Origin of the sequence: Tabrizicola sp. TH137, assembly GCF_002855575.1 — a bacterium.
GTDB lineage: Bacteria > Pseudomonadota > Alphaproteobacteria > Rhodobacterales > Rhodobacteraceae > Paragemmobacter.
The window spans coordinates 276,837-299,088 of the sequence record NZ_PKRQ01000004.1 but is presented as its reverse complement, the minus strand read 5'-3'; the positions used below and the strand labels follow the sequence as shown (position 1 = coordinate 299,088).

The 22,252-nt window shown below is 67.4% G+C and carries 22 protein-coding genes; 13 read left to right on the top strand and 9 right to left on the bottom strand.

All coding sequences use genetic code 11. The annotated features are described in order from the left end of the window. Positions 1-13: 13 nt before the first annotated feature. The 4 genes from C0V75_RS14200 to C0V75_RS14185 are packed head-to-tail and all read left to right on the top strand — an operon-like array spanning position 14 to position 4,267. A complete protein-coding gene (locus tag C0V75_RS14200; protein ID WP_101921603.1) occupies positions 14-910 on the top strand; it encodes a 2-dehydro-3-deoxygalactonokinase in 897 nt (298 codons plus the stop codon). Next, positions 907-1,515, top strand: a complete 609-nt coding sequence (locus C0V75_RS14195; protein WP_101921602.1) for a 2-dehydro-3-deoxy-6-phosphogalactonate aldolase — start codon at positions 907-909, stop codon at positions 1,513-1,515. The genes C0V75_RS14200 and C0V75_RS14195 overlap by 4 nt, the downstream gene beginning before the upstream one ends. Next, a complete protein-coding gene (locus C0V75_RS14190; protein ID WP_101921601.1) occupies positions 1,512-2,369 on the top strand; it encodes an SMP-30/gluconolactonase/LRE family protein in 858 nt (285 codons plus the stop codon). Before C0V75_RS14195 ends, C0V75_RS14190 begins: the two co-directional genes overlap by 4 nt. Then, positions 2,366-4,267, top strand: a complete 1,902-nt coding sequence (locus C0V75_RS14185) for a beta-galactosidase (RefSeq protein ID WP_101921600.1) — start codon at positions 2,366-2,368, stop codon at positions 4,265-4,267. The genes C0V75_RS14190 and C0V75_RS14185 overlap by 4 nt, the downstream gene beginning before the upstream one ends. Here C0V75_RS14185 and C0V75_RS14180 read toward each other — a convergent pair. Then, positions 4,264-5,871 (bottom strand): alpha-amylase family glycosyl hydrolase, encoded by a 1,608-nt coding sequence (locus tag C0V75_RS14180; protein ID WP_101921599.1) that lies wholly within the window; start codon positions 5,869-5,871, stop codon positions 4,264-4,266. The two genes, C0V75_RS14185 and C0V75_RS14180, sit on opposite strands and share 4 nt — an antisense overlap. Positions 5,872-6,355: 484 nt before the next feature. On the opposite strand from C0V75_RS14180, the gene C0V75_RS14175 reads away from it, so the two are divergent. Next, positions 6,356-7,597, top strand: a complete 1,242-nt coding sequence (locus C0V75_RS14175) for an MFS transporter (protein WP_101921598.1) — start codon at positions 6,356-6,358, stop codon at positions 7,595-7,597. Here the strand turns inward: C0V75_RS14175 and C0V75_RS14170 are convergent. Continuing rightward, positions 7,594-8,643 (bottom strand): DUF4424 family protein, encoded by a 1,050-nt coding sequence (locus C0V75_RS14170; protein WP_101921597.1) that lies wholly within the window; start codon positions 8,641-8,643, stop codon positions 7,594-7,596. The genes C0V75_RS14175 and C0V75_RS14170 overlap by 4 nt on opposite strands. A 120-nt stretch (positions 8,644-8,763) precedes the next feature. On the opposite strand from C0V75_RS14170, the gene C0V75_RS14165 reads away from it, so the two are divergent. The 3 genes from C0V75_RS14165 to C0V75_RS14155 all read left to right on the top strand — a co-directional run bounded on the left by C0V75_RS14165 (position 8,764) and on the right by C0V75_RS14155 (position 11,563). Continuing rightward, positions 8,764-9,933 (top strand): MFS transporter, encoded by a 1,170-nt coding sequence (locus C0V75_RS14165; RefSeq protein ID WP_101921596.1) that lies wholly within the window; start codon positions 8,764-8,766, stop codon positions 9,931-9,933. 99 nt (positions 9,934-10,032) lie between these two features. After that, entirely contained in the window at positions 10,033-11,055 is a 1,023-nt protein-coding gene (locus C0V75_RS14160; protein ID WP_101921595.1) for an aspartate-semialdehyde dehydrogenase, read from the top strand. A gap of 325 nt (positions 11,056-11,380) precedes the next feature. Then, positions 11,381-11,563, top strand: coding sequence for a hypothetical protein (locus C0V75_RS14155; RefSeq protein ID WP_101921594.1), 183 nt, complete (start codon positions 11,381-11,383; stop codon positions 11,561-11,563). 74 nt (positions 11,564-11,637) lie between these two features. Here C0V75_RS14155 and C0V75_RS14150 read toward each other — a convergent pair whose 3' ends face one another. Continuing rightward, positions 11,638-12,309 (bottom strand): DUF4386 family protein, encoded by a 672-nt coding sequence (locus C0V75_RS14150; RefSeq protein ID WP_158241851.1) that lies wholly within the window; start codon positions 12,307-12,309, stop codon positions 11,638-11,640. Positions 12,310-12,394: 85 nt separating this feature from the next. Here C0V75_RS14150 and C0V75_RS14145 point away from each other — a divergent pair, with 85 nt between their 5' ends. After that, positions 12,395-12,976 (top strand): TetR/AcrR family transcriptional regulator, encoded by a 582-nt coding sequence (locus C0V75_RS14145; RefSeq protein WP_158241850.1) that lies wholly within the window; start codon positions 12,395-12,397, stop codon positions 12,974-12,976. Positions 12,977-13,155: 179 nt separating this feature from the next. Here C0V75_RS14145 and C0V75_RS14140 read toward each other — a convergent pair whose 3' ends face one another. From C0V75_RS14140 to C0V75_RS14130, 3 genes are all read right to left on the bottom strand, one after another. Then, positions 13,156-13,464 carry a DUF3240 family protein gene (locus C0V75_RS14140; RefSeq protein ID WP_101921592.1) on the bottom strand — a complete coding sequence of 103 codons (309 nt, stop codon included), beginning with the start codon at positions 13,462-13,464 and terminating at the stop codon, positions 13,156-13,158. A 1-nt stretch (position 13,465) separates the two neighbouring features. After that, a complete protein-coding gene (locus C0V75_RS14135; RefSeq protein ID WP_101921591.1) occupies positions 13,466-14,446 on the bottom strand; it encodes a sodium-dependent bicarbonate transport family permease in 981 nt (326 codons plus the stop codon). Between the two features lie 193 nt (positions 14,447-14,639). Next, positions 14,640-15,287, bottom strand: coding sequence for a carbonic anhydrase (locus tag C0V75_RS14130; protein ID WP_101921590.1), 648 nt, complete (start codon positions 15,285-15,287; stop codon positions 14,640-14,642). 145 nt (positions 15,288-15,432) lie between these two features. Here C0V75_RS14130 and C0V75_RS14125 point away from each other — a divergent pair, with 145 nt between their 5' ends. From C0V75_RS14125 to C0V75_RS14110, 4 genes are all read left to right on the top strand, one after another. Beyond that, positions 15,433-15,792 (top strand): hypothetical protein, encoded by a 360-nt coding sequence (locus C0V75_RS14125; RefSeq protein WP_101921589.1) that lies wholly within the window; start codon positions 15,433-15,435, stop codon positions 15,790-15,792. 104 nt (positions 15,793-15,896) lie between these two features. After that, positions 15,897-17,282 (top strand): M17 family metallopeptidase, encoded by a 1,386-nt coding sequence (locus tag C0V75_RS14120; RefSeq protein WP_101921783.1) that lies wholly within the window; start codon positions 15,897-15,899, stop codon positions 17,280-17,282. Continuing rightward, positions 17,282-18,100 (top strand): C40 family peptidase, encoded by an 819-nt coding sequence (locus C0V75_RS14115; protein ID WP_101921588.1) that lies wholly within the window; start codon positions 17,282-17,284, stop codon positions 18,098-18,100. Before C0V75_RS14120 ends, C0V75_RS14115 begins: the two co-directional genes overlap by 1 nt. Before the next feature lie 49 nt (positions 18,101-18,149). Next, positions 18,150-18,767 (top strand): TetR/AcrR family transcriptional regulator, encoded by a 618-nt coding sequence (locus C0V75_RS14110; RefSeq protein WP_101921587.1) that lies wholly within the window; start codon positions 18,150-18,152, stop codon positions 18,765-18,767. 33 nt (positions 18,768-18,800) lie between these two features. Here the strand turns inward: C0V75_RS14110 and C0V75_RS14105 are convergent, their stop codons facing one another. The 3 genes from C0V75_RS14105 to C0V75_RS14095 form a co-directional block, all read right to left on the bottom strand. Then, the gene (locus tag C0V75_RS14105; protein ID WP_101921782.1) at positions 18,801-20,036 is read right to left on the bottom strand and encodes a folylpolyglutamate synthase/dihydrofolate synthase family protein; all 1,236 of its coding nucleotides are present in this window, start codon (positions 20,034-20,036) and stop codon (positions 18,801-18,803) included. Positions 20,037-20,073: 37 nt separating this feature from the next. Then, on the bottom strand, positions 20,074-20,967 hold the full coding sequence (gene accD / locus C0V75_RS14100; RefSeq protein WP_101921586.1) for an acetyl-CoA carboxylase, carboxyltransferase subunit beta: 894 nt from the start codon (positions 20,965-20,967) through the stop codon (positions 20,074-20,076). 295 nt (positions 20,968-21,262) lie between these two features. Further along, positions 21,263-22,186, bottom strand: coding sequence for a peptidoglycan DD-metalloendopeptidase family protein (locus C0V75_RS14095; protein ID WP_101921585.1), 924 nt, complete (start codon positions 22,184-22,186; stop codon positions 21,263-21,265). Between the last annotated feature and the right edge of the window lie 66 nt (positions 22,187-22,252).

Below are 22,252 nucleotides of genomic sequence, written 5' to 3'. Positions count from 1 at the left end.
GGAAGGCGAAACGATGACGGTGGAATGGATCGCGGTCGACTGGGGCACGACCAACCTGCGCGCCTTCGCCATGGCGCGCGAAGGTGTGGTGGCGCAGGCATCGTCGGAAGACGGCATGGGGCGGCTGGATCGGGATGGGTTCGAACCGGCGCTGCTGCGCCTGATCGGGCCTTGGCTGCCCGAGGGTCGCGTGACCGAGGTGATCGCCTGCGGGATGGTGGGCAGCCGCCAAGGCTGGCACGAGGCGCCCTATCGGGCCGTTCCCTGCACGCCTCTGGATTCGGGCAGCCTTGTCACCGTGCCGACACGGGACACGCGGATCCGGGTGCGGCTGGTGCCGGGATTGAAGCAGGGCAGTCCGGCCGATGTGATGCGCGGGGAAGAGACGCAGATCGCCGGGGCGCTGGCTTTGCTGCCTGGCTTTGACGGGGTGGTCTGCCTGCCCGGCACCCATTCCAAATGGGCGCATCTGAGTGCTGGGGAAGTGGTCAGCTTCCAGACCTTCATGACAGGCGAAATGTTTGCCCTGCTGTCGCAGGCCTCGGTCCTGCGGCACGGGATGCAGGGCGAGGGCTGGGATGATGCAGCCTTTGATGCCGGGGTATCGGATGCGCTGGCGCGACCGGAACGGATCGGGGCGAAGCTCTTCGGCATCCGGGCGGAGGGGTTGATCGCCGGGCTTGCCCCGACATCGGCGCGGGCGCGGCTGTCGGGGCTTCTGATCGGGATGGAACTGGCGGCGGCCCGGCCCTATTGGCTGGGTCAGGCGGTGGTGATTGTCGGATCGGAAGGGATTTCGGCCTCTTACGCGAGGGCGCTGAAAGGGCTGGGTGTCGAGGCGCGGTTGGTGAAGGGGGGCGATGCCGTCCTTGCCGGGTTGGGCGTGACACGGGCGAGGGTGAACGCATGACGGAGCGGAAGATCATCGCGATCCTGCGGGGGATCACCCCGGAGGAGGCCGTGCCGATGGCTGAACAGTTGGTGAAGGCCGGGATCACATGGATCGAGGTACCGCTGAACAGCCCGCATCCGATGACCTCCATCGCGGCGATGGTCAGGGCGCTGGGCGAACATGCGGTGATCGGGGCCGGCACGGTGCTGACCGTGGCGGATGTGGCGGAAGTGGCCGATGCCGGCGGGCGGCTGATCGTGTCGCCCAATTGCGACGCGGAGGTGATCTCCGCGACCAAGGCGCGGGGCATGCAAAGCTGGCCGGGCGTGATGACGCCGACGGAATGCTTTGCCGCGCTGAAGGCCGGGGCGGACGGGTTGAAGATTTTTCCCGCCAGCCTGATCGGGCCGGACGGGGTGAAGGCGATCCGTGCGGTCTTGCCGAAGGCGTGTCAGGTCTATGCGGTGGGAGGGGCTGGGGCGGAAAACTTTGGCCAGTGGATCAAGGCCGGGGTGAACGGTTTCGGGATCGGCACGGCGCTTTATACGCCGGGGCTATCGGTGGCCGAGGTTGCCGCGAGGGCGGCGCGGATCGTGGCGGCCTATGACGAGGCGCTGGCATGATCTTTGACAGTCGCGTCTGCGAATTGGGCGAGGGGGCCTTCTGGCATCCGCTGCGGCGGCAGTTCTTCTGGTTTGATATCCTTGGGAAAAAGCTGCACTCGGTTGAGGACGGCGAGGCGCGGTCCTGGTCATTCGTCGAACTGGTTTCGGCCGCCGGATGGGTCAGCCGCGACGTGCTGCTGATTGCGGGAGAGCGGGATCTGTTCCTGTTCGATCTGGAAACCGAGGAAATCGAGACGGTTGCAGAGCTTGAGGCAGATGATCCCGGCACGCGATCCAATGACGGGCGGGCGGATCGGCAGGGCGGGTTCTGGATCGGGACGATGGGCAAGCGGGGCGGGGATGACCCCGGGCGCGGGTCGATCTGGCGGTGGTATCGGGGCGAGATGCGCCGGATTTTCACCGGGCTGACCATTCCGAATTCGATCTGCTTCAGCCCTGATGGCCGGTTCGCGCATTTTTCGGACACGCTGACCCACCGGATCCAGAAGGTGGCGCTGGACGCGGACGGCTGGCCTATGGGTGCGCCGGAGACTTTCATCGACCTGAGCGCAGAGGGCATTCTGCCCGACGGCGCTGTGGTGGATGCGGAAGGCAACCTGTGGAATGCGCAATGGGGGGCGGGGCGGGTGGCTTGCTATGGCCCTGATGGGCGGTTCCTCAAGGCTGTACCGATGGGGGCTTCGCAGACATCCTGCCCGGCTTTCGGGGGGGAGGGGTTGGCGACGCTCTTCTGCACCTCGGCCCGCGAGGGCATGGATGCGGCGGCGCTGGCCGCCGATCCCGAAGCCGGGAAGACTTTTGCAGTTCAGGGGCTTGGCCCCGGACTGCCCGAACCACAGGTGATCTTGTGAAACGCACGCTTGGCGTCTGCTACTATCCCGAACACTGGCCGGAAGAGAAATGGGCCGAAGATGCCGCGCGCATGGCGGCGCTGGGTCTGACATGGGTTCGCATCGGCGAATTCGCCTGGAGCCGGATGGAACCCGAGCCGGGGCGATTTGATTGGGACTGGCTGGATCGGGCGATTGCCGTGCTGGGCGGGGCGGGGCTGAAGGTGGTGCTGGGGACGCCCACGGCGACGCCGCCGCGCTGGATGCTGGACCGCCACCCCGACATGCTGGCGGTGGATGCGCAAGGGCGGCCGCGGGGGTTCGGATCGCGGCGGCATTACTGTTTTTCGCATCGCGGCTATCGGACCGAATGCGCGCGGATCGTGACGGAACTGGCGCAGCGCTATGGGCGGAACCCGCATGTGGCGGCGTGGCAGACGGATAATGAATATGGCTGCCACGATACGGTGCTGAGCTATTCCGAGGCGGCAAAGACTGCCTTCCGCGAATGGCTGGCGCAGCGGTATCAGAGCCCGCAGGCGTTGAACCGGGCCTGGGGTAATGTCTTCTGGTCGATGGAGTATTCCAGCTTTGACGAGGTGGGGCTTCCCAACCTGACGGTGACCGAGGCGAACCCGTCGCATACCATGGCGTTCCGGCGGTTCGCCAGTGACGAGGTGGCGGAGTTCAACCGGGTGCAGACGCAGATCATCCGCAAATTCTCGGCCGCGCCGATTGCCCATAACTATATGGGAAGGATCACGGAGTTCGACCATTTCGCGGTGGGGGCAGACCTTGATATCGCGTCTTGGGATGCCTATCCGCTGGGCTTCCTGTCGGATCGGCTGGAGGTGAGCGCCGAGCACAAGCGGCGCTTCGTGCGGCAGGGGGACCCGGATTTTCAGGCCTTCCACCACGACCTTTACCGGGCCGTCGGGCGCGGGCGGTGGTGGATTATGGAGCAGCAGCCGGGGCCGGTGAACTGGGCCCCGTGGAATGCCGATCCGCTGCCCGGCATGGCGCGGCTTTGGGCCTGGGAGGCCTTTGCTCATGGGGCGGAAGCCGTGTGCTATTTCCGCTGGCGGCAGGCGCCGTTTGCGCAGGAGCAGATGCATGCGGGGTTGTTGAGGCCCGACTCTGCGCCTGCGCAAGCCTTTGAAGAGGCGGGGAAAGTGGCGCAGGAACTGGCCGCGATGCCCGATGTGGGGACGGCGCGGGCGGATGTGGCGCTGGTGTTCGACTATGCCAGCGCCTGGGCGTGGCAGACGCAGCCGCAGGGGCGGGATTTCGACTATTTCCGGCTGGTCTTTGCCTTCTACCGGGGTCTGCGCCGGCTTGGGTTGAACGTGGATATCGTGCCGCCGGATGTGGCGGACCTGTCGGGCTACAGGCTGGTTCTTGCACCGGGGGTGGCGACGCTTTCGGATGCTTTCCTCGGGGCGTTGAAAGCCTTCAAGGGGGCGGCGCTGATCGGGCCGCGCAGCAATGCCAAGACGGTGGAGTTTGCGACGCCTGTCCCGCTTCCGCCCAATCTGCCGGGGCTGGATGCCGTGGTGGCGCGGGTGGAAAGCCTGCCGCCGGATGTGCCGGTGCCGCTGGAGGGTGGCGGTAACCTGTTGCATTGGCGCGAGAAAATCGAGACCGGGGCCGAGGTGGTGGAGCGGGCGGCGGATGGCTGGCCTGCGCTGATCCGCAGCGGTGGCCTGCATTATCTGGGCGGTTGGCCGGAGGATGCGGTGCTGGACCGGATGCTGACGGCGCTGTGCGAGAGGCAGGGGATTTCGGTAGAGGTCCTGCCCGAGGGGCTGCGGCGGCGGGATACCGACACGCACCGCTTCTGGTTCAACTACAACCCGGTTCCGGTGGAATGGGGCGGGGTGGTGATTCCGCCCGCCGGGGTGCATTGGGAGGCGCTTTAGAGCGCCTCCACCGGGCCTTTCGTCGATGCGAAGGCCACGCCATTGGGGCCGAGGGTGAGGGTTTCGCCGTCGAGGCGGGCGGCGAGCGAGGGGCCAGTAAGCTCTGCCAAGCCCCTGATCTTTATGATGGTTTCGGCGGGTGACAGGTTGAAGAGGCAGGCCAGGCCATCGCCCCGCGTGAAGGCCAGAACTGGATCGGGCAGGTCGAGGAAGCGGGTGCGGCCTCGGCGCAGCTCTGCCGAGGCGCGGCGGTAACGAAGCATTAACCTATAAAAATTCATAACGGAATCAGTGTCTTGCGCCTGCGCGGCCGCGTTGCGGGCGCGTTGCGGGGGTTTCACGGGCAGCCACGGGGTGCCGGTGGTGAAGCCCCCTTGCGCGCCGTCATCCCAGACCATCGGGGTGCGGGTGTTGTCGCGCCCCACGGGTTCGGGCCAGAAGGCGATCCCTTGGGGATCGGTGAGTTCGTGGAAGGCAAGGTCGGTGTCGGTCTGGCCGAGTTCTTCGCCCTGCCAGAGGCAGACGGAGCCTTCGAAGGAGAGGATGAGGGCGGCCGCCTGTTTCGCCAAGGCATCCTGCGAGGTGCCGTGGCGCGCCCAGCGGGTGACGTGGCGCGGCACGTCGTGGTTGGAGAAGGCCCACATCGGCCAGCCGTGCGGGGCGCCGGCGAAGAAATCCTCGATCTTGCGGCGGAAGGCGGCGGGGGCGTAGTCGGGCCCCATCATCTCGAAACTATAGCACTGGTGCAGGCGTTTGGGGCCGGTGTATTCGCCCATCAGGCGGATGGCGTGGTGGCTGTCGCCCACTTCTCCGACCGAGGCGCGTGCGTCATAGCTGTCGAGAAGGCTGCGGATGCGTTCCATCCAGCCTGTCGTTTCGGGGCGGTTCTTGTCGAACAGGTGATACTGCATCTCGTAGGGATTGCCGTCGGGGCGTGATTTTTCGCGGAAGTCGGCAGGATTGTCGCGCAGTTGCGGGTCGTGGAAGAAATAGTTGGCGGTGTCGAAGCGGAAGCCGTCCACGCCGCGGTCGAGCCAGAAGCGCATGTTGGCGAGGTGCCAGTCCTGCACCGCCGGGTTGTGGAAGTTGAAGTCGGGCTGTTCTGACAGGAAGTTGTGAAGATAGTACTGCTTGCGCCGTGCATCCCATGTCCAGGCGCTGCCGCCGAAGACGGAGAGCCAGTTGGTGGGGGGCGTGCCGTCCTTTTTCGGGTCGGCCCAGACGAACCAGTCTGCGCGCGGGTTGTCGCGGCTGGCGCGGCTTTCGGTGAAGAAGGGGTGCTGGTCCGAGCAATGGCTAAGCACTTGGTCGATAATGATTTTCAGGCCGAGGTCATGGGCCCGCTGGATGAGCGCATCGAAGTCCTGAAGGGTGCCGAAAGTGGGGTCGATATCGGTGTAATCGCTGACGTCATAGCCCATGTCGCGCATGGGCGAGGTGAAGATGGGCGAGAGCCAGATGGCATCGACGCCGAGGTCTGCGATATGGGGAAGGCGGGCGGTGATGCCGGGGATATCGCCGATCCCGTCGCCATTGCTGTCCTGAAAGCTGCGGGGATAGACCTGATAGGTGACGGCCCCTTTCCACCAATCCTGCCCCGACATGCGCCCCCCTGTGGATGACTTCCTGCCTTCAGCGATAGCGGCTTGGGGGGGCTTTGGACAGGGGGAAGGGCGAAAACGGCTGTGCCGCAGGGTGTGCCGCATTCTGTGCCGCAAACTGTGGCCACGCTGCGGGTGGTGGGTTGCGGAAGAATTAAGCGCCGCTGGAACGCGGGAGGGGAAAGGGGGCTGTGGCGGGGAGGCCGTAACCTGTGCCGTAAACTGTGCCGCAAATTGTGGCCACGCTGCGGGCGCCTTGGTGAGGTTCGGGAAAGGGGTGATCCGGCAGGGGCCGTATTCCGGCGTGGCGCGGGTGGCCGGATGCGGGACCGGGGGTTTCACACCCCCGGACCCCCGTGGAGTATTTCCCGCCAAGATGAAGGGGTGGGGGCGGGGAAGGCTGGGCGGATTGTCTGCATCACAATTCCGCATTTGACCTTGGGTCGTCACGGGCGGAGAAGGTGGGGGCAAGAGCGAGGTATCCCGCATGACGCGCAGCGCGCCCCTGATGACCCCGGTCCTGATCGCGGGCTGTTTCATCCTGATGCTGGGTTTTGCCATCCGGGCGAGTTTCGGGGTGTTCCAGATCCCGATTGCCGAGGAGTTCGGCTGGGCGCGGGCGGAGTTTTCGCTGGCCATCGCCATCCAGAACCTGGCCTGGGGGATCGGGCAGCCGCTGTTCGGCGCGGTGGCGGAGCGGTTCGGGGACCGCAAGGCCATCGTGGCGGGGGCCTTGATGTATGCGGCGGGGCTGGTGCTTTCGGCCTGGGCGATCACGCCGGGGCAGATGCAGGTGCTGGAGATCCTCGTGGGGTTCGGGATCGCCGGGACGGGGTTCGGCGTGGTGCTGGCCATCGTGGGGCGGGCGGCCAGTGCCGAGAACCGGTCGATGGCGCTGGGCATTGCCACGGCGGCGGGATCGGCGGGGCAGGTGATCGGCGCGCCGGTGGCGGAGTTCCTGCTGCAATCCTATAGCTGGCAGGACGTGTTCCTGATCTTTGCGGTGGTGATCCTGTCATCGCTGTTTGCGCTGCCTTTCATCCGGTCGCCCAAGGTGGCGACGAAGGCGGAGCTGGAAGAGAGCATGGGGGTGGTGCTGAAGCGCGCCTTCAAGGACCCGTCCTATACGCTGATCTTCCTTGGGTTCTTTTCCTGCGGCTATCAGCTTGCCTTCATCACGGCGCATTTCCCGGCCTTCGTGACGGAGCTGTGCGGGCCGATTGACCCCGGCGGGATGATCGCGGGGATGGGGATCACGACGACATCCGCGCTGGGTGCGGTGTCGATTGCGACCATCGGGCTGTTCAACATCGCAGGCACCATCCTCGCCGGGTGGTTAGGCAAGCGCTACACGAAGAAGTATCTGCTGGCGGGAATCTATACGGGGCGGACGGTTGCGGCGGCGGTGTTCATCCTGCTGCCGATCACGCCGGAGAGCGTGCTGATCTTTTCCGCCGTGATGGGGGCGCTGTGGCTGGCGACCGTGCCGCTGACCAGTGGCCTCGTCGCGCATCTTTACGGGCTGCGCTACATGGGCACGCTTTATGGCGTGGTGTTCCTGAGCCACCAGATCGGCGGGTTCCTTGGCGTGTGGCTGGGGGGGATGATGTATGACATCACCGGGGGCTATACGCTGGTCTGGTGGATCGGCGTGGGGGTGGGGGCGTTTTCGGCCATCGTCCATCTGCCGGTGCGCGAGACGCGGGGGCCGGTTGCCGCCGCCGCCTAACCCGGTGGCGGGGTGACGATCAGGATTTCGAGGTCGCGGTCGGGGGTGAAGTCCTGTTTGCGGATTTCGAAGGTCGTCGGCCCGGTCTTTTCCACCCCGTCGGCGCAGAGGGAGAGGATGTTCTCCGGCGCCCCCTTGTCGAGCGTGAGGCGGAAGTCGCCGATGGGGCCTGCCCAGGAATTCGCGGTTCTGAGGACATAGGCGATGTTATAGGCGATGCCCATGCCATCGCTGGGGGCGAGGCGTTTGGCGAGGCCGCGTGAGGTGGATTCGTCGATGCAGTAGCGGGTGGCGTAGTCGCTGGCCCAGCCTTCCTCGGCCGGGTGCTGCCAGTAGAAGAGGCCGCCGGGCGGGCGGTTTTCATATTCATGGGCGATGGTCAGGGTCTGGCCTGCCGGGAAGGTCTGCGTCCAGTGGTGGCGCAGGACGATGGACCAGAGGGGCCAGACTTCGGCGGGCATGCCCTGTGCGGGATCGCCGTCGTAGAATTCGGCAAGGCCTGCGGCGGTGAGGGCTGTGCGTTCGGCGGGGGTCTTGGCGAAGAGGGCGTCGGTCAGGCTTTTGATGTCGATGGTGAGGGGGATGTTGGCGGCGCGGAGGGCGGCGGTGACGTCGGTTCCGGGCGTGTCGTATTGGGCGGAGAGGGGGCGGGTGTCATCCCAGGGCGGTTCGATCACGGCGATGCGGTCGATGGTGACGGGGACGGGTTGGCCATCGACGGTGGCGGTGAAGTTCACGAGGTTGTCGCGGTCGCCGTCGTGGATGTTGAAATCCGAGGTCATCAGCGCCTGAAGCGAGATGGGGGGGAGGGGGAAGATCACCTCGCCCGTCACATCGGCATCGGTGAGGTTGCGGAAGGTATAGGTGACGCGGATTCGGTCGGGGGAGATGAAGAGGTCTTCCGTCTCCATCGCGATGGCATCGGTCTGGGCGAAGTGGAGGCCGGTGGCGGAGAGGCCGCCGAAGCCGTCATTGGCGGGGACGGGTGAGGCGAGGAGGAGGGAGAGGGAGATGGCGAGGGCGGTGGCGGTGGGGGCACGGAACATGGGGCAACTCCTGACGATGGGGGAAGGATGCCCTTGGGCGGGGGCGGCTGGCAAGGGTCTGGGGTTGCGGTCGCGCGGCGGGATTGGCAGGGTGCGGGCCGGGATGGAGGAACTCTCAGAATGATTGCGGGGATTGCGGCGCTGGTGGCCGCTTATGTGCTGAGCCAGTTCTACCGGGCCTTTCTGGCGGTGCTGGCGCCGGTGCTGGAGGCGGAGATCGGGGCGGGGGCGGAGGATCTGGCGGCGGCTTCGGGGCTGCTGTTTCTGGTCTTTGCGCTGGCGCAATTGCCGATCGGGTCAGCGTTGGATCGGGTGGGGCCGCGGGTGACGGCATCGGTCGGGCTGGGGATCGCGGCGGCGGGGGCGGCGGTCTTTGCCATGGCGCAGGGGCCGGGGGCGGTGACCATTGCCATGGCCCTGATCGGGGCGGGCTGCGCGCCGGTTCTGGTGTCGTCCTATTACATCTTTGCGCGGATCTATCCGGCGGCGGTCTTTGGCACGCTGGCAGGGCTGATGATCGGGATCGGGTCGGTGGGCAATATCGCGTCGAGCCTGCCCCTGGCGGCGGCGGTGGAGGCCTTTGGCTGGCGGGAGACGCTGTGGGGCGTGGCGGGGGGCACGCTGCTGGTGGCGGTGGCGCTGGCCCTCGTGGTGCGCGATCCGCCGCGGGCGGAGGGGGCGGGGCAGGGATCGACGCTGGACCTGTTGCGGATGCGGGCGCTGTGGCCGGTGATGGCGATGATGGTGGTCTGCTATGCGCCGGCTGCGGGGCTGCGGGGGCTGTGGGTGGGGCCTTACTATGCGGATGTCTTCGGGGCGGATGCGGCGGCGATCGGGGTGGCGACGCTGGTGATGGGCGGGGCGATGGTTCTGGGGAACTTTGCCTATGGGCCGCTGGACCGGGTGCTGGGAACGCGGAAATGGCTGATCTTCGGGGGGAACCTCGGGGTGCTGGCCTGCCTTGCCGGGTTGATCCTTTGGCCGGGGGCGGGGGGCTGGGTGACGCTGGCGCTGTTTGCCGGGATCGGGTTCTTTGGCGCGTCCTTCCCGATGGTGGTGGCGCATGGGCGGGCGTTCTTTCCGCCGCATCTGATGGGGCGGGGGGTGACGCTGTTGAACCTGTTCGGGATCGGGGCGGTGGGATTGGCGCAGGTGGCGACGGGGCGCATTCATGGCGCGCTGGAAGGGGGGGCGGCGGTGCTGCCCTATCAGGGCATCTTTGCCTTCTTCGCCGTCACGCTGACGGTGGGGATGGGGATCTATCTGTTCTCGCGCGACCGCACCGATTGACGGATTGGCGTCGCGCGGCGGAATCCGCTTTTCCCCCTGCGCCGCTTGGGGTATGCGGCCCCGTCCCTGTGTCAGGGGGACGGGAAAAGGAGATCCATGATGGGCTACAAGGTCGTAGTCGTCGGTGCCACGGGCAACGTTGGCAAGGAAATGCTGAACATCCTCGCGGAACGCGAGTTTCCGGTCGATGAGATCGCGGCGCTGGCGTCGCGCAAATCGCTGGGCACGGAAGTCAGCTTCGGCGACCGAACTTTGAAGACCCAGGACCTCGACACGTTCGATTTCACGGGCTGGGATATCGCGCTGTTTGCCATCGGGTCGGACGCGACGAAGGTCTATGCGCCCAAGGCGGCGTCGCAGGGCTGCGTGGTGATCGACAATTCGTCGCTCTATCGCTATGACCCCGACATTCCGCTGATCGTGCCGGAAGTGAATGCGGATGACGTGGTCCGCTACAAGAACAAGAACATCATCGCGAACCCGAACTGTTCCACCGCGCAGATGGTGGTGGCGCTGAAGCCGCTGCATGACCGGGCGCGGATCAAGCGGGTGGTCGTGGCCACCTATCAATCCGTGTCGGGCACCGGCAAGGAGGCAATGGACGAACTGTGGAACCAGACCAAGGGCATCTTCGTGCCGGGGCAGGAAGTGGCGCCGAAAGTCTATCCGAAGCAGATCGCCTTCAACGTCATTCCGCATATCGACGTCTTCCTGGACTCGGGCGAGACCAAGGAAGAATGGAAGATGGTGGCCGAGACGAAGAAGATCCTCGATCCGAAGATCAAGGTGACGGCGACCTGCGTGCGGGTGCCGGTCTTCGTGGGCCATTCGGAAGCGATCAACATCGAGTTCGAGGAGTTCCTCGACTGGGAAGAGGCGACCGACATCCTGCGCGAGGCCCCCGGCGTGCTGGTGGTGGATAAGCGCGAGGCGGGTGGCTACATCACGCCCATCGAATGTGTGGGCGAATATGCGACCTATGTCAGCCGCATCCGGCAGGACAGCACCATAGAGAACGGGCTGAACTTGTGGTGCGTGTCCGACAACCTGCGCAAGGGGGCGGCGCTGAACGCGGTGCAGATCGCCGAAGTTCTGGGGAACCGCTGCCTGAAGAAAGGCTGAGCCTGCCCGCCCTGACGGACTGGAGAGCCCCACCCCCGGCGGGGCTTTTCCGTTCCGGTGGCATGTTGGCGGTGGTTGCGGGGCCGAATCGGGCGATGGCGCCGGGCCGGGAGGCGGATCGGGGGCGGGGGACGGCAGGGATGGTACCGGTCGGGGCGGTTTGCGGGATGGACGGCCCCCTTGCCGAAGGGAGGGGTCGCCCCCCCTGCCAAGGTATTGGCCGCATCCGCCCGTGGCGGGGAATGAGGCCAAAGTTGGATTGAGACGGCGCGGGCGATGGCCTTTCTTGGGAGCATCAAACAAAGACCAGCCTGGGGGTTGTCACATGTTCAAGGTTCTTGTCGAAACGATCCTGAAGACGTCCGCCGATGAGGACGGGATCACTGCGCCGCGCACTTTGGCCCGGGCCGAATTGCAGGCCCTGTTCCGCGACGATTTCGCGGCGCAGGCCATGTTGATCCGGTCGCGGAAGGCCATGCGTGCATCGAAGGTGCAGATGGCGGCGTGAGCGCCACCGATCTGGTTCGACACCGACGCCCGGTCGCCTGTGAGCGCCGGGCGTTCTGCGTTGCGGGGGCGGGGTTAGCGCCTCAGGAGGGAGAGTCCGGCAAGGATCAGCCAGAGTGTCAGGGCCAGGTAACCGCCGATGGCCGTCAGGGCGAATGGGTCACCTGGCAGGCCGAGGGCGAGGGCAGGGGTTTCGAAACTGCCCGTCGTGATGAGGGCGGCGGTGGCGGTGCCGGTCCAGGCGAGGGCGCGGCGGCCTTCGCGGCGGTGGATTGCGGCCATGAGGCCCACATGGCAGGCGGTGGCGAGCTGGCCCAGATGTTCGCCGATCACTGCGCCGCCGAAGGCATGGAGCGCGGTGAAGCTGGCGGTGGCATCGGGCAGGGTGGCAAGCTGCGGCAGGACGAGTACCCAGCGCAAGAGGCCCATCGCCTGAAGCACACCTGCAAAGGCCCCGGCGATGGCGGCGGCGCTGGCCAGGGCGGGCGCATGCTGCGCCCGGCCCTGACCCAGCGCCTGCGCCATGGCGAGGGGGGCGAAGATCAGGGCACAGGCGGCGAAGGCATACCATGTGGCGATGAGGGGGGGGCCGCCTGCGGCCAGCGCGGCAAGGATCGTCTCGGGCGGTTGGCGCAGGATGCCGGGATAGTCGAAGGTGGCGGCGAGGCGGGCATAGGGCAGGTTGAAGGCGAGCGCGAGCGCGATCAGCCCGGCGCCAAGGGCGCGGGTGGGGTTGACCTGGGTCATCGGGGTCTCCATGATGTCACTGAATGGTGACATAAGGGCCTTGGGCGAGTCGCGCAAGGAAAATGTCACCGATAGGGGACACAAGATGAGCAAGGACCGGCAGGAGACGGAGGCAAGGATCGTTGCAGCCGGATTTGGCGTGCTGGCGCAGGCCGGTTTGCCGGGATTCGGCGTCAATGCCGTGGCGCGCGCGGCAGGCTGCGACAAGAAGCTGATCTATCGCTATTTCGAGGGCGAGGAGGGGCTGCTGGCGGCCATGGGGGCGGAATCGGGACGGGCGATGGCTGTCGCTTTGCAGGGGGTGCTGCGGGACCCTGTGGCGGATTATGCCGCGCTGGTGGCGCGGCTGCTGCGGGCGCTGGCGGCGCATCTGGCGGAGGACGCGCTGGCGCGTGAGGCGGCGCGGGTGGCGCTGGCGGCACCGGAGGCGGCGGCGGCGCCGTTTCGGGCGGCGCGGGCGGCGGTTCTGCGCGAGTGGTTCCAGCGCGCCAAGGCCGAGACGGGGCTGGCTGCGCCCGAGGGGGCGGATGCGGCAGCGGTGAATGCGGTGCTGATCGCCGGGGTGGAGGCGCTGGCGGTGGCAGGGGATTATGCCGGGCTGTCGCTGCGGCGGGACGGGGCGCGGGTCGGCGCGGCGCTGGAGCGATTGTCTTCCATCCATCGGTGATCTGGCGGAGCGGCGTGCCGCCGCGCGGCTTTCCTGTCGGCTGCGCGCGTGCCGCGCTTCGCCTCCGCGTTCAGGGGGCGTTCCGCCCCCTCTGTCCGCGCGGTTCCCGCGCGGCCATTCACCCCCTGAGAGTATTTTTCGCCAAGATGAAGGGGCAGGCCTCTTGCGGCGGGTTTATTTCAGAAGCGTTCGGCGCGGAGGACCTGGGTGTCGGTGACGCTGACCACGCCGATATGGCGTTCGACCACGGTGAAGGCGGCCTCGAGCAGGGTGTCGAGCCGTTCGGGGCGGATGAGGCAGATGACCGCCACCATGCCCGCGCGGCCGACCTGGCCTTCGCGCGTCCAGCGGCCGGAGCGACCGGAGCCGCCGAGGACGGGCAGGACGGTGAAGCCGGTGACGCCCGCGCGGGTGAGGGCATCGGTCAGGCGGTTTTCCATCGGGGCCTCGATGATGATTTCGACGCGCTTTGCCTGATGGGTTTGCATGTCAGCCTCCGGTGAGGGCGGTGGCCACGGCGACATAGGCCGGGATGCCGAGGGTGAGGTTGAAGGGGAAGGTGATCCCCAGCGAGAGGGTGAGGTAGATCGAGGGGTTCGCCTCGGGCAGGGCCACGCGCATGGCGGCGGGGACGGCGATATAGGAGGCGGAGGCGGCGAGCGTCATCATGAGCGCGGTGCCGCCGGGGGAAAGGCCCAGGGCGAGGGCCGCGGCAAGGCCTGCCGCCGCGCCGAGGATGGGCATCAGGATGCCGAAGGCCAGCGTGCCTGCGGTGAGGACGCCGCGCGCGCCGCGGAGGCCGCGCCCCGCGACAAGGCCCATGTCGAGGAGGAAGAGGCAGAGCACCCCCTGGAAGGGCGAGACGATGAAGCTTTCGATCCGGGCCATCCCTTCGGCCCCGGTGATGAGGCCGATGGCGAAGGAGCCGACGAGAAGGACGATGGAGCCGTTGAGGAGGATTTCGCGCCAGAGCTCTGCATCCATGCCTTCGGCGCGGCCGCCGGCGCGGGAGACGATGAAGAGGGCGGAAATGATGGCCGGGGCCTCCATCGCGGCGGCGACGGCGACCATGTAGCCTTCGGCGGCGATGCCTTGCGATTGCAGGACGGAGGTGGCGGTGACGAAGGTCACGATGGAGATGGAGCCGTAATGGGCGGCGACGGCGGCGGCATCGGTGACGGAAAGGCGGGTGAGGGCTTTCAGGAGCGCGAAGGCCGCGAAGGGCAGGGCGAAGGAGAGGATCACCCCGGCGACGAGGGCGGCGATCAGGCTGCCGTCCAGACCGTGATCGGCGACCGAGACCCCGCCCTTGAAGCCGATGGCGAAGAGAAGGTAGATCGACAGCGCCTTGGCGGCGGCCTCGGGGACCGAGAGTTCCGACCGTGCCAGCGCGGCGGCGAGGCCCAGCGCGAAGCACAGGATCATGGGCGTCAGCAGGTTTGCACCTGCCAGCGTCAGGATATCTTGCATGACGGGTTCCCCTGTTGGCTGGCGGCGAAGATAGCGCCGTTCACGGCGCTGTGAAGGTGTTGCGTCATGGGCGGCGTCGCCGGCCTTGTTTCCGGCGCGAGCGGCCTGCCCTTTGCGCAGGGTGGCGGTGGAAGATGAGTATTTGGGCCAAGATGAAGCGGCAGGGGCGGGTTCTGTCGATCTGCGCCACCCGTCAGACGGGGACGAAACCGCCGCGGGCGGGGTCGAACTGTTCCAGCCCGCCTTCGCCCGTATCCGTCCAGAGGCCGTGGAGGGTGAGGCGGTCATCCTCGACCGCGGTTCGGACGAAGGGGAAGGTCATCAGGTTTTCGAGGCTGACGAGGACGGCTTCCTTTTCCAGGGCGCGCAGGGGATCGGCAGGGGCGGTGGCGCGGACCCGTTCGTAGCCGGGGCGGAGGATATCCATCCAGCGGCCGACGAAGGAGGATTTCTCTTCCAGTGCGGGGGCGTGGCCCGAGCACATGTCATGGCAGCCCTTGACCCCGCCGCAGTTGGAATGGCCCAGGACCACGATATGGGCGACGCCGAGCGAGGTGACGGCATATTCCACCGCCGCCGAGGTGCCGTGGTATTCGCCATCCGGGTTATAGGGCGGGACGAGATTGGCGACATTGCGGTGGATGAAGAATTCGCCTTCGTCCGCGCCGAAGATGGAGGTCACATGCACGCGCGAGTCGCAGCAGGAGATGACCATGGCGCGGGGATGCTGGCCGCTTTCGGCAAGGCGGCGATACCAGGCCTTGTTGTCCTGATAGGTGGTCGCCCGCCAGCCCTGGAAGCGGCTGATCAGATAGGCGGGAAGGGGCCGGGCCTGCTGCATCGGGGCATCCCTGTGCGGGGGTCTTCGCTGCCTTCCTAGGGCGAAGTATAGGAAAATTCGAGTGTTTATTTGCGAGAGCGAAAACCTTTCCTTCAGTGGCACGATTCATGCTGTTGCCCGGGTGTGACAGGTTCCAGGGGGTGGCATGTCCGAGAGTGTGGTGCAGTTGCATCTGCGCGAGCAGGTGGACGAGAACGAGGCAGCGATCCTTGCGATCTTCGACCGTCTGGGGCCGGACCCGGGGGCCAAGCTGGTATCGCGGGCGGTGGGTGAACTGGCCATTGCCGTGACGGTGATGGCGGCGCAGGTGGACCGGCATGAGCTGGGATCGTTGCCGCGCGGGTTGAAGCGCATGGAGGCGCTGGCCGGGGGCGTGGGCATGGTGAGCCTGGCCCAGGTTGCGGCGGATGCGCGGGCGGTGCTGTTGCGCGGGGATGCGACGGCCTTTGCGGCGGTCTGGGCCCGTCTGATGCGGGTGGCGGAGCAATCGCTGGTGCGGCCCTGAGGCCCGGGCTGCCTGCCGGGGGTTGCGGGGGGCGCGGTGGGGTGTAGGGTCGCGGCATGCGATCCGAAGGAACCCTGACCATGGCCGATCTTGATTACCCGCTGCTGACCCCCGCCTTTGCCGATCCTGGGGCGGTGGCACGGCCTCTCTACATCGTGACGCCTGACGGGCTGGCCGATCTGGCGGCGCGGCTGGGGGCGGTGGCGGCGGCCTGGCTGACGGCGACAGGGTTCAAGGGCGATCTGGGCGAGCTGCGTCTGCTGCCGGGGCCGGAGGGCGCGGTTGTGGGGGCGGTGGCGGGCTATGGCACGGCCGCGGCCCGGCGGCGGCTGCGGTTCGGCCTGGTCAAGGCGGTGGCGGGTCTGCCCGCAGGCGATTGGCGGATCGAGGGGGATCTGACGCGGGTCGAGCGGGCGGAGGTGGCGCTGGGCTGGCTTTTGTCGGCCTATCGCTTTGGCAGCTATCGCAAGCCGAAGGAGGCGGGGCTGGCGCGGCTGGTCTGCCCGGCGGGGGTGGAGGCGGCGCGGATCATGGCGATGGCGCGGGGGGAGTATCTGACGCGCGACCTGATCAATACGCCCGCGCAGGACATGGGGCCGGGGGAGTTGGAGGCGGCGTTTGTCGCGCTGGCCGGGCGGCATGGGGCGGCAGTGTCGGTGGTGCGGGGGGAGGACCTGCTGGAGCAGGGATTCCCCATGGTCCATGCCGTGGGACGGGCGAGCCCGCGCGCGCCGCGGATCATGGAGATGCGCTGGGGTGCGGCGGGGCCTGCGCTGACGCTGGTGGGCAAGGGGGTCTGCTTTGATACCGGGGGGCTGAACCTGAAGCCGTCGAACGGCATGAGCCTGATGAAGAAGGACATGGGGGGCGCGGCCACGGTGATGGGGCTGGCGCAGATGATCATGGAGTTGCAGTTGCCGGTCCGGCTGCGGGTGATCGTGCCGGCGGTGGAGAATGTGGTTGCGGGCAATGCGCTGAAGCCCAAGGACATTCTGACCAGTCGCAAGGGTTTGACGGTGGAGGTGAACGACACCGATGCCGAGGGGCGGCTGATCCTTGGCGATGCGCTGGCCTGGGCGGTGGAGGAGCCTTGCGACCTGCTGGTCTCTATGGCGACGCTGACGGGCGCGGCGCGGGTGGCGGTGGGGCCTGACCTTGCGCCCTATTACTGCGACGATGCCGGGCTGGTGGCGGCGCTGGAGGCGGGGGCGGCGGAGGGCTGCGATCCGGTCTGGCGGCTGCCCTTCCACGATGCCTATGAAAGCGTGATCGAGCCGGGGATTGCCGATCTGGACAATGCGCCGGGCTTCGGCTTTGCCGGGTCGATCACGGCGGCGCTGTTCCTGCGGCGCTTTGCCGACCATCCGCGCTATGTGCATTTCGACATCTATGGCCATACGCCGACCGAGGCGCCGGCGCGGCCGAAGGGCGGGGTCGGGCAGGGGGCGCGGGCGGTGCTGTGCGGGTTGCCGGGGATGCTGGGGCTGTGATGGATCGGCGGCTTACCCCGTTCTCGGGCCGCGTGGCGCTGGAGGCGCTGCGCGGGCGCGTGGCGGCCGATGCTTTTGTCGCGGGCGAGGCGGGGGCGGTGGCAGTGCCGCTGGCCGATCTTTGCGCCGCGCCGGGGGGGGCGCGGGATCGGCAGGTCGCGATGGGTGAGCCGCTGGTGGTGGTGGAGCGGCGGGCGGGCCATGTCTTCGTACAGATGGGCAAGGATGGCTATTGCGGCTGGCTGGCGGAGGCGGAGGTCGGACCGGAGATGGTTGCCACCCATTGGGTGGCCGTGCGCGGGACGCATCTTTACCCCGAGCCGCGGGTGCAGGCGCGCGAGAAGGCGGCCCTGCCCTTTGGGGCGCGGCTTGCGGTGACGGGGGGGGATGCGAAATGGGCCGAAGCGGCGGGCGGTTTCGTTCCGGCCATGCATCTGCGCCGGATCGGGGACGGGTTCCACGATCCGGTGGCGGTGGCAGAGCTTTTCCTTGGTGCGCCCTATCTGTGGGGTGGAAACAGTGCGGCGGGGGTGGATTGTTCCGGGCTGGTGCAGGCGGCCTTCCTTGCCTGCGGGCGGGCCTGTCCGGGGGATAGCGACATGCAGGCTGCGATGGGTGCCGAGGTTGCGCCGGGCGCGGCCCTGAGGCGGGGCGATCTGGTCTTCTGGAAGGGGCATGTGGCGATGATGGTGGATGCGGCGCGGATCATCCATGCCAATGGCCACAGCATGGATGTGCGGATCGAGGGGCTGGAGGCGGCCATGGCCCGGATCGCGGCACAGGGCGGCGGGGACGTGACGGGGCGGCGGCGGGTTTGACGGCTGTGCAGGGCGCGCGCTAAGGTCGCGGTCTTCAAGGGGTGGATGGATGGGCGACGAAAGCCAGACGATCCGGCGCGGGCGCAAGTTCGATCAGGTGCTGGCGGGCGCGCGCGACATCTTTCTGCGCGACGGGTTCGAGGGGGCCTCGGTCGATGACATTGCCCGCGCGGCAGGGGTGAGCAAGGCGACGCTTTACAGCTATTTCCCGGACAAGCGGCTGTTGTTCATGGAAGTGGCCAAGGCCGAATGCCGCCGTGCGGCGGATGAGGCGGAGGCCCTGATCGGGGAGGATGTGCCGGTCGCGCAGGCGCTGCATCTGGCGGGCGAGCGGATCGTGGCCTTTGCCCAGTCGGATTTCGGGCAGCGGATGTTCCGCATGTGCGTGGCGGAAAGCGACCGGTTTCCGGCGCTGGGGACGGCCTTTTATGAAAGCGGGCCGGAACTGGTGCGGGCGCGGCTGGTGCGGTTTCTGGCCAAGGCCGCGGCGCGGGGCGAGTTGCGGATCGACGATCTGGACCTTGCGGCGGATCAGTTCGCGCAACTGTGCAAGGCCGATCTGCATGACCGGGCCATCTTTGGCATCGGCGCGACCACCGCCCCGCGCGACGTGGCGCGGGTGGTGAACGGAGCGGTGGCGATGTTCATGGCGCGGTATGGGGTATAACCGCACGGAAGTTCGGTTATCGTTTCGACTTTATCAGCCGTTTTCCCGCAGGATCGCGCCTGCGAGGTAAAGGGAGCCGCAGATGAGGATGCGGGCTTCGGGGTTTGTGGCTGCGATGGCGGCGACGGCTTCGGCAACGGAGGGGGCGGCGGTGGCGTCGATCCCAGCGCTGCGGGCGGCGTCGCGGGTGGCCTCGGCCGGGAGGGTGTTCTTCTCGCCGGGGATGGAGACGGCGTGGAGGCGCGTGACATGGGGGGCGAGGGGGCGCATGTAGCCCGTCACGTCCTTGGTGTTCAGCATCCCGCAGACGAGATGGGTTTCGCGGGCGGGCATGCGGGAGAGGGTGGCGGCAACGGCCTCGCCCCCGGCAGGGTTATGGCCGCCGTCGAGCCAAAGCTCGGCCTTGGGCGCGAGGTCGATCAGGGGGCCGCGGCGCAGGCGCTGCATCCTTGCGGGCCATTCGGCGCGGGTGACGGCGGCCTCGCAGGCGGCCTCGTCGTGGCCGAGGATGCGCAGCGCGGTGATCGCGGCACCGGCGTTCTGGATCTGATGCGGGCCGGGCAGATTGGGGAGGGGAAGGTCGAGAAGGCCGTTTTCATCCTGATAGATCAGGCGACCGCGTTCTTCCCATGCCTGCCAGTGCTGGCCATGGGCGAGGATGGGGGCGCCGAGGCGGGCGGCGGTGGCTTCCATGACCTGAAGCCCCTCATCCGTCTGGGGGCCTAGGATGACGGGGATGCCGCGCTTGATGATGCCTGCCTTTTCGGAGGCGATCTTGGCCAGCGTGTCGCCGAGGAAGGATTCATGATCCATCGAGACGGGGGTGATGATCGACAGGCACGGCGTGATGACATTGGTGGCGTCGAGGCGGCCGCCGAGGCCGACTTCGAGAAGCGTCCAGTCGGCCGGGGTGCGGGCGAAGGCCAGGAAAGCGGCGCAGGTGGTGATTTCGAAGAAGGTGATCTCGTCCGGGCCGTTCTTGGCCACGCATTCATCGAGCAGGGCGGCGAGGGCGGGTTCCTCGATCAGCGCCCCGGCGAGGCGGATGCGTTCATGGAAGCGGGCAAGGTGGGGGGAGGTATAGGCGTGGACCTTTTTCCCCGCCTGTTCCAGCCCGGCGCGGATCATGGCCTGCGTGCTGCCCTTGCCGTTGGTGCCTGCAATGTGGATGGCCGGGGGAATCGCCCGTTCCGGGTTGCCGAGGAGGCCAAGCAGGCGGTGGACGCGGTCGAGCGTCAGGTCGATGACCTTGGGGTGAAGGGTCATCATCCGGTCGAGCAAGACGTCGGAGGGAAGGGTGGTCACGTCAGGCTTCGATGGCTTGTGCAGTCAACTCGCCCTTGATCGCCGGGGGCTGGTTCGTGAGCATGCGGAGGATGGTGACCAGTTCCTCGCGCAGGTCCTTGCGGTGGGTGACGCGGTCGAGCATGCCGTGATCGAGCAGGTATTCGGCGCGCTGGAAGCCTTCGGGGAGTTTCTCGCGGATCGTCTGTTCGATGACGCGGGGACCGGCGAAGCAGATGAGCGCGTTGGGTTCGGCGATCTGGACATCGCCCAGCATGGCGTAGGAGGCCGTCACACCGCCCGTGGTGGGATGGGTGAGGACGACGATATAGGGAAGCCGCGCCTCTTTCAGCATCTGCACGGCGACGGTGGTGCGGGGCATCTGCATCAGCGAGAGGATGCCTTCCTGCATGCGTGCGCCGCCTGCGGCGGAGAAGAGGACGAGGGGGCGTTTCATCTTCACCGCGCGTTCGGCGGCGGCGAGGATGGCATTGCCCACATACATGCCCATGGAGCCCGCCATGAAGGAGAAATCCTGTGCGACGGCGACGATGGGCGTCTTGGCGATTTCGCCTTCGGCGACGAGCATCGCCTCTTTCTCGCCCGTGGCCTTCTGTGCGGCCTTGAGGCGTTCGGGATATTTCTTCTGGTCGCGGAAATGCAGGGGATCGGTGACGGGTTCCGGCACCTTCACCTCGGTGAAGATGCCGCCGTCGAAGAGGGCGGTGAAGCGGTCGCGCGGGCTGATCGCCATGTGATGGTCGCAGGAGGTGCAGACGTTCAGATTGGCGGCAAGCTCGCGGTGGAAGAGCATGGTCCCGCATTCGGGGCACTTCGTCCAAAGATTTTCAGGCACTTCCCGGCGGGAGAAGAGCGAGTTGATCTTGGGGCGGACGTAGTTGGAGATCCAGTTCATGCGGGCTTGGCCTTTATGCGCGGGTCCGGCGGATGGGTGGCAGAGATAAGCCGGGGGGGTGGGAAATGCAATCGGGCAGGGGCGGGATGGGCGGCGGGCGGTGATCTGGCGGAGCGGCGTGCCGCCCGGTGATCGAATTGTGCGGCGTGCCGCCGCGGGTCTTTCCTGTCGGCTGCGCGCTGGCGCGCTTCGCCTCCGGGTCAGGGGGCGTTTTCAGGGGGGGCGTTCCGCCCCCTCGGCCTTCGGCCTCACCCCCTGAGAGTATTTGGGACCAAGATGAAGGGGAAGTCTCCGCTCAGGCTGTGAAACTGTGCGGGGGCAGGCGCATCAGGAGATTGGCGTCGGGGCTGATTTCGGACCAGATGTCCATCAGGCTGGCATGGCCGACGCCGAAGAAATTGCCCTCGGTGGCAAGAAGGTCGGTGATGATCTGGACATGGAGATGGGGCGCCCAGCCGCCGTTTTCGGGCCAGTCGCCGAGATGGGCGATGATCTGGCCTGCGGCGACCGTTCCGGTCGGGTGCAGGCCGGGCAGGGTGGCGGCGAGATGGCCGTAGAGGGTGAAGAAGCGGGTTCCGCCCAGGTCGTGTTCGAGGATCAGCGTATGGCCGTAATCGAGCGGGTCGGCATTGTAGGTGAGGTGTTTCACCCGGCCCGGCAGGGGGGCGTGGACGGGGGTGGTTGCCGGGGCGAAGACGTCGATGCCGAGATGGATGGTGCGGCGTTCCGGCGAGGCGGCATCGGCGAATTGCGGGGTGGCATAGACGGTGCGGTTTTCGCCGTAAAGGCCGAGGCCGTAGCGGATGCCTGCCGCCTGATGGCGCGCGAACCAGGGATCGAAGACCGGGTCGGAAAAGGCGGGCATGTCGGCGCGTTCCCCGCGCGTGGGAAGGGCCATGGTGGCACCCAGGGCCGGATCGGGGAGGAAAAGCGGGTGGAGATCGGCGGTGGCGAGGGCGGCACGGAGCCGCGCCGCGCCGGGGATGGCCGTGCCGGTGATGGCATGGCGGGAAATGGCAGCGAGGAGGCCCGCATCGACAGCCGCCAGGCGGGCGGCCGTGGCGGGATCGCAGGCGGCGATGAGGTCGGGGATGGGCGGGGCCACCTTGAGCCGCGCGGCCGCCTGATGCAGCGCGGCGTAGAGGTCGGGCTGGCCGGAGAGGGCGGCGGCGAGGGTTCTGGCCGGGGAGCCGGTCGGGGTGGAAGGGCTTTGGGTCATCGGGTCCTGCGGGTTGCTGGGGGCGAGTGAAGCGGTTCGGCCGGGAGGATGCAATGGCTGTGCGGC